We start from the raw sequence: 13,020 nt of genomic DNA, 5'->3' as shown, positions 1-13,020 counted from the left end.
TAATGAAATAGAAGAAGGCATTCATTTTATAAAAGATGAGGAATTTATAAGAGGAAACTGTCCTATGACTAAGGAAGAAATAAGAATTTTAAGTGCTGCTAAGTTAAACTTAAAAAAAGATTCAAGGGTGCTAGACATAGGAGCAGGAACTGGATCTGTAAGTATACAAGTAGCTAAGATTTGCACCTCAGGAGAAGTTATAGGAATAGAAAAAGATGAAGAAGCCTTGGAAGTAATTTATAAGAATATAGAAAAGTTTAACATAGATAATTTAAAGGTAGTAGAAGGAGAAGCGCTGGCTTCACTTTCAAAAATAGAGGGAAGTTTTGATAGTATTTTCATAGGCGGAAGTGGTGGAAATATAGAGGATATAATTAAATTATATGGCGAGAAGCTTAATGAAAAGGGAAAAATAGTTTTAAACTTTATTACACTTAATAATCTTTATAAAGCTATGAGTACTCTAAAGGAATTAGGTTATAAGGTTAAATGTACTGAAGTTACTATAAGCAAGACTAGGGGAGAAACCTTTATGCTTATGGGATATAATCCAATATTCATAATAGAAGGAGAAAAGTAGGATGGCTAAGTTATATGGAATAGGTGTGGGACCAGGATGTGAAGAATTATTAACATTAAAAGCTATTAGAACTATAGAAAAAGCTCAAGTAATTATTGCACCATCTTCAAAGGAAGGTGGAAAAAGTATTGCATTAGATACAGCTGCAAATTTTATAAATAAAGATGCAGAAGTTTTAATTAAGCATTTTCCAATGGGTGGACCAGAACAAGAAGGAAAAATCTATGAAGCTTTTAAATCAATAGAAGAAAAACTTCATGAAGGTAAGGACATAGTTTTTTTAACTATAGGAGATCCTTTTGTATATAGTACATATATTTATCTTTTAAAATACATAAATGAGCAGGGATATGAGACTGAAACTGTACCAGGAATAACTTCATTTTGTGCATCAGCAAGTCTTGCTGGAGAAGCGTTAGTAATTGGAGATGAGCCATTACTTATATTACCTTCCACTAGATTGGATGCTATAAAGGATGAAAAATATGTGGTTATAATGAAACTTTATAATAATGAAGAAAAAGTGGTTAATTTCTTAGAAGAAAGAGGTTTTGAATACATTTGTGTAAGAAGAGCGTATAGAGAAGGACAAGAAATTTTAAGAAATAGAGAAGAGATAATAGCTAAAAAAGATTATATGTCATTAATAATTGCACATAGAAAGTAGAGGGATTGATTAATATGAGTAAAGTTAAAGTAACTCCAAAAGTATATTTTATAGGTGCAGGTCCAGGAGATGTGGATTTAATAACTGTAAAGGGAAGAGATATTCTTTCTCAAGCAGATGTGGTTATATATGCAGGTTCTTTAGTTAGTAAAGAACATATGGATTACTGTAAAGAAGGAGTAGAAATACAGAATTCAGCTTCTATGACTTTAGAGCAGGTTATTGAGGTTATGAAAAATAATGTACCAGCTGGTAAATCAGTAGTTAGACTTCATACTGGAGATCCATCTATGTACGGAGCTATAAAAGAACAGATGGATGAATTAGATAAATTCAATATAGAATATGAAGTTGTGCCAGGAGTAAGTTCTTGTTTTGCAGCAGCAGCAGCTATAAAAAGAGAATTTACCTTACCAGGAGTAACTCAAACTTTAATACTTACAAGAGTAGAAGGAAGAACTCCAGTACCAGCAGGAGAGGATTTAGAGGTTTTAGCTAGTTCAGGAGCTTCAATGGCCATATTCTTATCTATAAGCATGATAGAAAAAGTAGTAGCAAAGCTAAGAAAAGGTTATGGTAAAAATGTTCCTATAGCTATAGTTGAAAGAGCTACTTGGGAAGATGAAAGAGTTATAATAGGAACTTTAGATGACATAGCAGAAAAGGTTAAAGAAGCTAATATAACTAAATGTGCTCAAATATTAGTAGGAGATTTTATAGACACAGAATACAATAAGAGTCTTTTATATGATAAAACTTTCACTCATATGTTTAGAAAGGCAGAAGAATAATAAAATGGAGATAGGTGTCATAACCGTTACTCATAGGGGTGACGAAATAGCAGATATTCTTTCAAGCCATTTTAATGTTAAAGTTTTTTCAAAAATGCTAGATAAAAATTTTAGCTTTAAAGAATCAGTGAAATTTGTTATGGAAAATTACTCTGCCATAGTATTTATTACCTCTACTGGAATAGCTGTAAGAGGTATCGCACCCTATATAAAATCTAAGGATAAAGATCCAGCAGTTATAACTATAGATAATTCTGGAAAGTTTGTAATAAGTCTTTTAAGTGGACATCTTGGAGGAGCAAATGAATTGACTTTAAAAATAAGTGAAATTATAAATGCTACTCCAGTGATCACAACAGCTACAGATAATATAGGAGTTGAAGCTCCAGATATGGTAGCAAAAGAAAATAACCTTATTATAGATGACTTAAAGGATGCTAAGGATATTGCTTCGCTTTTAGTACAAAGAAAAAAGGTGTATTTTCATGATGAGGATGAAATTATATCTTTACCTAAAGGATACTCAAAAGACTTGAAGAATTCTTTCGGAGGAGTATATATAACAAATAAGCTGAAATTTTTAAAGGATAATGATAGTGCTGATGAAGATTTTAAAAGATTGAAGCTTATAAGAAGGAACATAGTCCTAGGAATAGGTTGTAGAAAAGATTTTTCTAGGCAGGTCATGAAAGAAACCGTTCTAAAAGTACTAGAGGAATATAATATAGATTACAGAGCTGTTAAATCTATAGGGACTGTAGAGGTTAAAAAAGATGAAAAGGCTATAATAGATTTAAGTAAAGCTTTAAACTGTGAACTTAATATATTTAGTATAGAGGATATAAGAACTATCCAATATAAATTTGAAGGCAGCGATTTTGTGGAAAAAACTATAGGTGTAAGAACTGTATGTGAACCCTGTGTGGAGCTACAAGGAGCAAAGCTTATCACTGGAAAGTTGAAATTAAATGGAATGACACTGTGCTTAGGACAGATAACAGAGGACAGAGCATAGAGTACAGATAACAGAGTACAATTGACAGATTATAGATAATAGAGCATAGAGTAAAGGGAACAGAGGAGAATTTGCAGATATAGATTTAATTGTGAACTAAAAAGAATAAAATGTTAAAATGATTTTTGCACAGCAAAATTTAGTTATATCTGTGATCTGTACTCTGTAATTTGTGCTCTGATTTAGAGAGGTGGATTTATTTTGGGAAAATTATATGTAGTAGGAATTGGTCCAGGTGGACTTGAACATATGACACTAAGAGCTAAAGAAGCTATTGAAGAAAGTGATATTATAGTGGGATATACAAAATATATGGAATTTGTAAAGCCTTTAATAGAAGGCAAAGAATTAGTATCAACTGGAATGAAAGCTGAAAGAGATAGATGTGCTAAGGCATTAGAGCTAGCTAAAGATAAGATAGTTTCAATAATAAGTACTGGCGATGCAGGAATATATGGTATGGCAGGACTTATACTAGAAATGAAGGAAGATGAAGAGGTAGAAATAGTACCAGGAGTTACTGCTTCATCATCAGCAGCTTCAGTTTTAGGATCACCACTTATGCATGATAATTGCAATATAAGCTTAAGTGATCTTATGACACCCTATGAATTAATAAAGAAAAGAGTAGAATTTGCAGCACAGGCTGATTTTATAATTTCATTATATAATCCTAGAAGTAATGGGAGACCTCATTATTTAAGAGAATGTATAGATATAATTAAAAAACATAGGGATGGAAATACACCTGTAGGTGTAGTGAAAAATGCGTTAAGAGAAGGGCAGGAAGTAAATTTATTTACCCTAGATAATTTTAATGAAGAAGTAGTAGATATGTTCTCTATAGTAATAATAGGAAACAGTCAGAGCTTTATTAAAGATGGTAAATTTATAACACCAAGAGGATACTTTAGAGATAAAGAATAGATTATAGATTATAGTTGATAGTTATGGAGGCTTTTATTTCGCTAACACTACATAAAAGCTTAAATTATAAATAATAAAGAATAAATAGTAGATATGGATAATTTTTATCCATATTTATTCTTTATAATTTTTTATTTATTATCTGTACTCTGAAAAAGTCTGGAGGATTTTTTATGATTGGTTTAATTAGTGGAACTTCTGAAGGAAAAGAAATACTTTCTCTGTTAAATAAGTATACAGGTAATATATTAGTCTCTACTGCTACGGAATACGGTGGGGAGTTACTTAAAACTTATAAGTATAAATTATTAAATAATAAACCACTAGATGTACAAGAAATGAAAAAGCTTTTTAAAGATAATAATGTAAATATACTTATAGATGCTTCTCATCCTTATGCAGTTGAGGTAAGCAAAAATTCTATGAAAATTTGCGAAGAGCTTAATATAGAATACATAAGATATGAAAGAGAAAGTGTAATAGATAAATTCTTAAATGAAGATAGAATTATAGAAGTAAGTAGTTATGAGGAGCTTTATGAGAAATTAAAAAATCTTCAAGGAACTATACTAAATACAACAGGTAGTAGAAATTTAGATAGAATATTGTCTCTAGGTTTAAATAATAGAATAATCCATAGAGTACTACCGTCTCTTAAGGTTATGGAAGAATGCTATGCTTTGGGAGTTAAATTAGATGATTTAATAGCTATAAAAGGACCTATTAGCTATGAACTTAATAGAGCCTTTATAAAAGAATACAATGCTAAAGGAATTTTACTTAAGGATAGTGGGCCAGAGGGTGGAACTGAGGAAAAGATAAAAGCAGCTTTAGATGAAGGAATATATGTATTTGTTATAGATAGAAAAAAAATTAACTACAACAAAGTTTTTTATAATAAAAATGAGCTAGTAAATTATATTATCAATTTAAGCAAAATTTAGAAAATTACCTTGACAAATGAAATTCACATAATTATAATTAAAGCAGTGTATAAAATTGAATAATTAGATATAGGTGCTAATTTTTAGATTAGTGAAAAGGGAAGCAGGTGTAAGTCCTGCACGGTCCCGCCGCTGTAACAGAGGAGCTTTTTTACATTGCCACGGAAATGTCCGGAAGGGTAAAAAAAGTTGTGATACTGAAGTCAGAAGACCTGCCTATATTTTTAGTACGCTTAACTCTACGGAGAATAGGGAAGGTGTTTTTGTTTTATGTGAATGAAAGCCTTGTCTAACTTAGTAAGTTAAGCAGGGCTTCTTTATTTGCATCTGACATAGGAGAGGTTTAGGTTCCACTGAAATAACCTCCAAAGATAATTTTAATAAGAACGTAATAAACTTCTCCTATGAATCCATAATATATTTATTAAATCTTTAAATATTCAAGTCTAAAATCTAAGCAATAATATTATAAAGAGAATATTCAATAATTCTAATATAGCATACCTAAAAAAGTATGAAATATTGAAGATCGTATATATACTTAATATATTTGAAATAATAAAAATAATATAATTTAAAAGCAAAAAATTAGGACAACTGTGGACAGTGTTATAAAAGGCATAAGTTCGAGCAGTTGTACATAAAAGGTTCTTCTAAATTGAGATGATTTAATAATTATCCATAGAAGTTTCTTCTAAGAAGGCCTTAAAAATATTTATACCTATTATAAATAATTAAGATTGCTTGCCAAATGAGTAAATTAACAATATATTTAGAATAGGATGATAAAAAGATATAATTTTATATAAAGAAAGGAAAGAAGAATTTATGTCAAAAAAAGGAATATTAGTAGTTAGTTTTGGAACAAGTTATCATGATACAAGAAAACTTACAATTGAAGCTATTGAAAATAAAGTACAAGAAAACTTTAAAGATTATGAAGTTAGAAGAGCATTTACTTCAGGAATGATAATAAATAAGCTTAAAAAAAGAGATAACATATTCATAGATAATACTGAAGAAGCTTTGGAAAGAATGGCGCAGGAAGGATTTGAAGAAGTATATGTTCAATCATTGCATATAATGCCTGGTGAAGAATATGATGATGTAAAATTTGCAGTACATAAATTTGAGCATAAAAAAGTATTTAAAAAGTTAGTTTTAGGCAGGCCCCTTCTTTATAGAACAAAGGATTATTTTAAAGCAGTAGAAGCATTAAGGACTCAAATACCAGAAAGAGAGAAAGGACACGCTGTAGTATTTATGGGACATGGTAGTACTCATCCAGCTAATTCATCCTATGCGTTATTTCAGTATGTTATAGATGAAAGTGGATTACAAAATGTGTATATAGCTAACGTAGAAGGTTTTCCAGAATTAGATGTAATACTTCCTAGATTAAAGAAAAATGGTATAAGGGAAATTACTTTAATGCCGTTTATGCTAGTAGCAGGTGATCATGCAACTAATGATATGGCAGGAGATGAAGAAGATTCTTGGAAGAGTATTTTAGAAGGAGAAGATTATAAAGTAAATATTTATTTACATGGTATAGGTGAAAATAAAGGAATACAGGATATATTTATTCAACATGTACAGGATTGTATAGATGGCAATCCATTAATGGAAGAATAATTAAATTATTTATCTAAAGGTGTAGCTATCCTTGTTTGTTGCTTTCAGAGTAAGGAAGATAGCTGTTAGATAAAATTGATTCTGTAGGTATCCAGAAAATTTAATCAAATGTAAAAAATTTATTTATATTAATAGCTATAGTAATTATTTGTAGATTTATTTATAATACTGTAGCTAATTTGTAATATTCTAATAGAATAAGTCTTATGATAATAGATACCTATTATAAAATATGGTATTATTATAAGTGTAGTTCTAACTTGAAATTTTTTTGAAAGAAGGGAATTATTATGGAAAATAAAGGATACGTGCAGGTTTATACAGGAAACGGTAAGGGAAAAACTACAGCAGCTTTAGGACTTTCACTTAGAGCTGTATGTGCAGGCAAAAAGGTATTTTTTGGACAATTTACAAAGGGAATGAAGTATAGTGAACTTAAAGCAGCAGAGTTACTTCCAAACTTTACTATGGAACAGTTTGGAAGAGATACATTTATATTTGGAAACCCAACAAAGGCTGATATAGCAGAAGCTAAAAAGGGATTAAAAAGAGCAGAAGAGGTACTTACTTCTGGAGAATATGATGTAGTTGTATTTGACGAAATGAATATTGCTCTTTTCTATGAGTTGTTTACTGTAGAAGAAATCTTAGCTCTTATTGATAAAAAACCAGAAAAAACAGAATTAATATTAACTGGAAGATATGCAAAACAAGAAATTATAGATAGAGCAGATTTAGTTACAGAAATGAAAGAAATAAAACATTATTATACTCAAGGAGTACCTTGTAGAGTAGGTATTGAAAACTAATTATTTAAAATATAAGTTATAATTTTATTAAAAACATCTATTACTATTATTGAAATAGATGTTTTTACTTTATAGAAAATTGAGAAGAATTTTTTTAGTAATAAATAAAGAAAATATATTCTTGAATTTTTATTATTAATTATTTAAGCTTCATTAAAAAAGTTATATTTTAAAAAAATAAAGAAGGGGGAATTTAACATGGATTGCAACAAAGGTTATATTCAAGTTTATACAGGAAATGGTAAGGGAAAAACTACAGCAGCTTTAGGACTAACTTTGAGGGCTGTATGTGCAGGTAAAAAAGTTTTTATGGGACAATTTGTAAAAGGAATGAAATATAGTGAGTTAAAAGCAGTAGAATATTTACCAAATTTTAAAATAGAGCAGTTTGGCAAAAATTGTTTTATATATAATGAACCTACACAAGATGATATAGATAGGGCTGTAAGGGGACTTAAAAGAGTAGAAGAAGTAATAACTTCTGGAGAATATAATATAGTGATTTTAGATGAAATAAATATAGCTTTATTTTATCATTTATTTACATCAAAAGAAGTTATAGATATATTGGATAAGAAGCCAGAAAGTACTGAAATAATATTAACAGGAAGATATGCTCCACAGGAAATAATAGATAGAGCAGATTTAGTTACAGAAATGGCGGAAATTAAACACTATTATTATAAAGGAGTTAAAGTAAGGAGAGGAATAGAAAATTAGTAAATATTAAGAAAAGAGGGTAAAATATGTTGAATAAATAATATTTATATAATATAATTGTAATTAGTAAAATTGTATATTTGTGTTATTAGGTGCTATCTTTAATCGGTAGTTAAAAGGGAAAGTGGTGAAAATCCACTGCAGCCCACCGTTACTGTGATGCTGATGAAACCTTAAGTTATACCACTGGAATGTTGATTCTGGGAAGGTAAGGGAGTAAGTAGAAGCTAAGCCAGGAAACCTGCCTAATAATTGTGGATTCTTTCGGAGGGGGAGATATATACACAGTGGATAAAAGCATTTTGTTATACTTATAACAGAAATGTATGTTTATGTCCTTTTAAGAACCTCTTTTGGTTCTTTTTTTATTTGTTCGTATATATTGTATATCTCTGAATTGCAATGAAAGGAGGTACAACAATGGATAAACCAAAGAAAGAACCACAGGTATAATACTTTTTTAAATTATGTTTTTTACTATAGGGGGATTTAACTTATGAATATTAAAAGAAAAAGAATAGTATCTTTTTTTATAACATTTGTTATGATTTTATCAAGTTTTAATTTTATATTGTTAGGAAATGATAAAGTATATGCTGAAGAAATAGCTAGTACTGAAAATATTAAACAAGATGTAACTATAAATGATACTGTAAAAATTTTAGTAGATTATTTTGAAAAAACTTATTATACCAGGTATGGTGGAACGGTTGATGCTAATACATATATGGTATTAAAAAAAGCTGGAGTAGATCTTAGTACAGGAAACTGGAAAAAAGATAAAAAAGTTGAAGATAATAAAGCAATTGGAACTAAGGCAAGACAAGCTAATATTCTTATAGAAATGGGAGAAGAACCGTTAGACTTAATAAAGGCTATGGCAGAACAAATTGAATCAATGGATGCTAAAACTAGATATCCAATAAACGAAGTAAATGCAGCCATGGCAATTGATAAGTTTAATAAGAAATTTGTTAATAAGAAAGTAATTTATAAAGTAGAAAATATTGTAGAATTAATTAAAAAAAATCAAAAGAGTGATGGATCTTTTGATGGAACACCACAAAATACAGCAGCAGCCTTAAACTTTTTAGTAAAACATAAAGATATAGATGGAGTAAACAAAATAATAGAAGATGAACTTAAATTTTTACATGAAGTTCAAAAGGAAGATGGAGGATTATATAAAAAATACTTCTTTACTCATCTTCAGTGTGAGAGTGTAGTAGGTTTAATTGGAGCAGGTGAAAATTTAACTGATATTAAATGGATAAAAGATGGAAAAACCCCTATCGAAGGATTATTTAAATATTGGGATGGTAAAAAAATTTGTAAAAAAGATGGTTCAATGGATGAAAGAGCCTATGATAAAGTTTTATTTGCATTAATTTCTCTTAAGGAAGCAGGTTATGGAGATTATCAATTAAAAGGTATAAAATTTGATAATATAATTAAAGATGAACCTGAAAAAACTTGTAAAGTCAATATAACTATAGTTTATCCACAGTCAGATAAAAAATATGATATAAAATTTAAACCTAGTGAAGTTGCTATAAGTAATAGAAAACAGTCAGGGATTACAGTGTTTGGAGCATTGCAAGCAGCAACAGATCAATATGAAGCAAGAGGCATTATGATTACATCTATTTTTGGAATAAAAAATGAAGGTATGAATGGATGGATGTATTCACTAAATGGACAAGTACCAAGTACTTATGCAAATGAAACTGAAGTTAAAGATGGAGATAAAATTGTTTGGTATTACAGTAAGAATGGAATGGATGAAAAAGGTCCTTCTTATGAAGAAATAGTTAATATAATTAATAGGACAGGTGATGAAGAAAAACCCGATGAAGGTACTAGTGATTCTGTAACAGTAAATAATGCAATAAAAGCATTAATACAATATTTTAATGAATATGAATATAAAGAAAATGAAGGAAAGTTAACAGGACTAGAATATGCTGCTATGGTGAAAGCTAATGCAGATTTAAGCAAAAAAGGTTGGGATATTACTGAAAAAATAGATTATTATAGTGATAAAATTGACAAGAAAGCAGAACAAACCAGAGTACTAATGGATTTAGGTAAAGATCCTAGGAATTATAATAATGTTGATTTAGTACAAGATATAGCTGATGAATTAAGTAAAACATCAGGTATGAGTATATCTGTAGTTCAAGGAATGATTGCAGTAGATAGATATAATGAAAAATTTAAAGATAAAAAAGTTAATTATAATGAGAAAAAGTTAGTAGATACTTTAGTAAGTAAGCAAAAAAAAGATACAGGGTGTATATTACATTCAATTAAAGGAACAGTTTATTCAATTAATGCATTATCAAGACATAAAAATATTGAAGGTGTACAGGAAGCTATAGATAAAGCATTGAAATATTTACAAGGAAATTTAAATAATGATGGTGGTATATATAATCGTAATTATATGACATTAATTCATACAGAAATAATTACTCAACTTGTTGAAGCAGGAATAGATTTAAAAGATAAATGTTGGGTTAAAGAAAAGGACATTATAAGTGCATTATTTAATTTATGGAATGGTAAGTATTTTGCTAAAGATAAGGAAGAAAAAGATAGTGTTTCTCCTAAAAATGTTTTATACTCTTTAGCTATACTTAAAGAAAAAGGATATGGTGATTATGTTTTAAAAGGAGTTAAATTTCATAATTTAACAGAAGAAGAAAATCCAACAAAACCCGAAGAACCTAAAGTTGAAGAAAAAATTGAAAAAAGTTTAAAAGATTTAAAAGATTATTATAGTACGAAATCTGAATTTGAATACAATGAAGCATTAAGTTTTAATTTTTCTAGTGATAATATTTCAGAAGATATAAAAATTATAAAAGAAAAATTTAAATTGATACCAAAATGCAAATGCAAATATGTTAATGATTATTCAGAAAATATAATAGAGATTATTTCTATTGGAGAAGATCCAAGAAATTATAATTCAATAAACTATGTAGAAGAAATTTTAAAATATCAAGTAAAAGAAGGAAAAGATAGAGGAAAGTTTGTAATGGTAGAAGGTGAAGAAAACTGGCCTCAAATACAAGCTTGGGTAATATTAGCATTAGATATGGCAGAGGCAAAATATGATAAACAAGAAGCTATAAAAGCTTTATGCAATATGAGTTCTAATGGAATTTACAAAGATGTTTATACTACTGCAATGGTAATAACTGCATTAGCTCCTTATAAAGAATTACCAGAGGTGAAAAATATATTAAACACATCCTTAAAATATATTAAAGATGAACAAAATTCACAGGGAGGATATGATTTAAATAAGAAAATTAAAAATGATCCTAGAACTATATCTAAGGTAATTCAAGCTTTAATTGCCAATGGAGTAGATCCATTATCTGATGAATGGTGTAAAAATAAAAATACCATGTTAGATGCTTTACTACAAAATAAAAAGGGTGGGAATTTTGGAAGTGATATCTTAAATAGTGAAGCATTTATGGCCATAGCAGATTTATATAAAGGAGAATCTATGTTTTCAAAAGTTAGAGTAAAAAACAATTCTCCCGAGAAAAAAGATATAAAAATTGAAAATTTAACTACAAATAAGGAATTTAAATTAGATAGTGATGCCAAGATAACTATAAAAGCTATAAACAATACTAAAGAAACTAGAAATGCAGCTTTAATAGTAGGATTATTTGATAAAGATGATAAGCTTGTAAACTATGCAGCAGCAGAACAGAGCATAGAAGGAGGCAAAGCTGTTAATTTAAGAGTAAGTTTGAAATTACCAAAGGAAAGTGGTTATACAGTAAAATCTTTTATATGGAGTGGATTAGATAATATGAATCCTCTTTCAAATGTAATAGAAATACCAGTGAAATAAAGAATTAACAATAGTTTTTTATCAATAAGTAAAATATATTTAATTGTTATTAATAAAAGGTATATATTCGTGTAAAAGATATAAAATTGCATAATTTGAACAAAAAATGTTGAAGTGTTAAAAATTATATAATATAATTGTAATTAGTAAAATTGTATATTTGTGTTATCAGGTGCTATCTTTAATCGGTAGTTAAAAGGGAAAGTGGTGAAAATCCACTGCAGCCCACCGTTACTGTGATGCTGATGAAACCTTAAATTATACCACTGGAATGTTGATTCTGGGAAGGTAAGGGAGTAAATAGAAGCTAAGCCAGGAAACCTGCCTAATAATTGTGGATTCTTTCGGAGGGGGAGATATATACACGGCTTATAGGAGTATTTTTATTGTATTTTCAGTAGAAATGTAAGTTTAGGTTGTTTAAGAACCCTTTTGGGTTCTTTTTTATTTGTCCGTATATATTATATATCTCTGAGTTGTAATGGGGAAGGAGGTACTATAATAAAAGAAATTAAAGAAATGAGTATTAAATTTATAAAAAACAGATTATAAAATGGAGGACAATATGAATAAAAGGTTAATGAGTAAAATAGCTATATCATTATTTACTATGACGTCAGTTTTAGCTACAAATTCGTCAATGATATATGCTAAAAATGCTAAAAGTAGAATTTATGGAAAAGATAGAATAGAAACGTCTATTGAAATAAGTAGAGCAGGATGGAAAAATGGCTCACAAACTGTTGTAATAGCTCAAGGCTATAATTATGCAGATGCATTATGTTCAGCACCTTTAGCTAAAAAGCATAATGCACCAATAATACTTACTTCACAATCAGGATTAAGTGATAATACAGTAAATGAAATTAAAAGATTAAAGGTGAAGAATGTATATATAATAGGTGGACCAAAGGTAGTTTCAGAAAAAGTTGATAAGCAATTAAAAAGTATAAATATAACTAATATAACACGTTTGTATGGAGCTACAAGATATGAAACTTCACTTAAAATTGCAGAACAACTAGGAAGTGTAAATGAAATTTTTGTAACAT

Annotated in this window: 11 protein-coding genes and 3 riboswitches; all 11 genes read left to right on the top strand. The window is 28.7% G+C overall.

The window, feature by feature from the left end:
* The first annotated feature begins 19 nt into the window (after positions 1-19).
* Positions 20-580, top strand: coding sequence for a precorrin-6Y C5,15-methyltransferase (decarboxylating) subunit CbiT (gene cbiT / locus T514_RS27140; RefSeq protein WP_027624439.1), 561 nt, complete (start codon positions 20-22; stop codon positions 578-580).
* Position 581: 1 nt separating this feature from the next.
* Complete coding sequence (locus T514_RS0107505; protein WP_027624219.1) at positions 582-1,247, top strand: cobalt-factor II C(20)-methyltransferase; 666 nt, start codon at positions 582-584, stop codon at positions 1,245-1,247.
* A gap of 14 nt (positions 1,248-1,261) precedes the next feature.
* Positions 1,262-2,038, top strand: a complete 777-nt coding sequence (gene cobM / locus T514_RS0107500) for a precorrin-4 C(11)-methyltransferase (RefSeq protein WP_034868517.1) — start codon at positions 1,262-1,264, stop codon at positions 2,036-2,038.
* Between the two features lie 4 nt (positions 2,039-2,042).
* On the top strand, positions 2,043-3,053 hold the full coding sequence (gene cbiG / locus T514_RS0107495) for a cobalt-precorrin 5A hydrolase (protein ID WP_027624217.1): 1,011 nt from the start codon (positions 2,043-2,045) through the stop codon (positions 3,051-3,053).
* Between the two features lie 201 nt (positions 3,054-3,254).
* Positions 3,255-3,980 (top strand): precorrin-3B C(17)-methyltransferase, encoded by a 726-nt coding sequence (gene cobJ, locus T514_RS0107490; RefSeq protein WP_027624216.1) that lies wholly within the window; start codon positions 3,255-3,257, stop codon positions 3,978-3,980.
* Positions 3,981-4,153: 173 nt separating this feature from the next.
* Positions 4,154-4,924: a cobalt-precorrin-6A reductase gene (locus T514_RS0107485; protein ID WP_027624215.1), complete on the top strand. Its 771-nt coding sequence runs from the start codon at positions 4,154-4,156 to the stop codon at positions 4,922-4,924.
* Positions 4,925-4,978: 54 nt separating this feature from the next.
* Positions 4,979-5,158, top strand: a riboswitch (cobalamin riboswitch).
* Positions 5,159-5,752: 594 nt separating this feature from the next.
* On the top strand, positions 5,753-6,559 hold the full coding sequence (locus T514_RS0107480; RefSeq protein ID WP_027624214.1) for a sirohydrochlorin cobaltochelatase: 807 nt from the start codon (positions 5,753-5,755) through the stop codon (positions 6,557-6,559).
* A gap of 287 nt (positions 6,560-6,846) precedes the next feature.
* Positions 6,847-7,368 carry a cob(I)yrinic acid a,c-diamide adenosyltransferase gene (locus T514_RS0107475; RefSeq protein WP_027624213.1) on the top strand — a complete coding sequence of 174 codons (522 nt, stop codon included), beginning with the start codon at positions 6,847-6,849 and terminating at the stop codon, positions 7,366-7,368.
* A 198-nt stretch (positions 7,369-7,566) separates the two neighbouring features.
* A complete protein-coding gene (cobO, locus tag T514_RS0107470) occupies positions 7,567-8,088 on the top strand; it encodes a cob(I)yrinic acid a,c-diamide adenosyltransferase (protein WP_027624212.1) in 522 nt (173 codons plus the stop codon).
* Positions 8,089-8,161: 73 nt separating this feature from the next.
* Positions 8,162-8,351, top strand: a riboswitch (cobalamin riboswitch).
* Positions 8,352-8,584: 233 nt separating this feature from the next.
* Positions 8,585-11,968, top strand: a complete 3,384-nt coding sequence (locus T514_RS0107465) for a DUF4430 domain-containing protein (RefSeq protein ID WP_027624211.1) — start codon at positions 8,585-8,587, stop codon at positions 11,966-11,968.
* A 153-nt stretch (positions 11,969-12,121) separates the two neighbouring features.
* A riboswitch (cobalamin riboswitch) is annotated at positions 12,122-12,311 on the top strand.
* Positions 12,312-12,533: 222 nt separating this feature from the next.
* A partial coding sequence (locus T514_RS0107460) for a cell wall-binding repeat-containing protein (protein WP_027624210.1) occupies positions 12,534-13,020 on the top strand: 487 nt, incomplete at its 3' end.

Source organism: Clostridium lundense DSM 17049, assembly GCF_000619945.1.
GTDB classification, from domain to species: domain Bacteria; phylum Bacillota; class Clostridia; order Clostridiales; family Clostridiaceae; genus Clostridium_AO; species Clostridium_AO lundense.
Note: the sequence above shows the minus strand (reverse complement) of the source record. Positions and strands in the feature narration are given on the sequence as shown.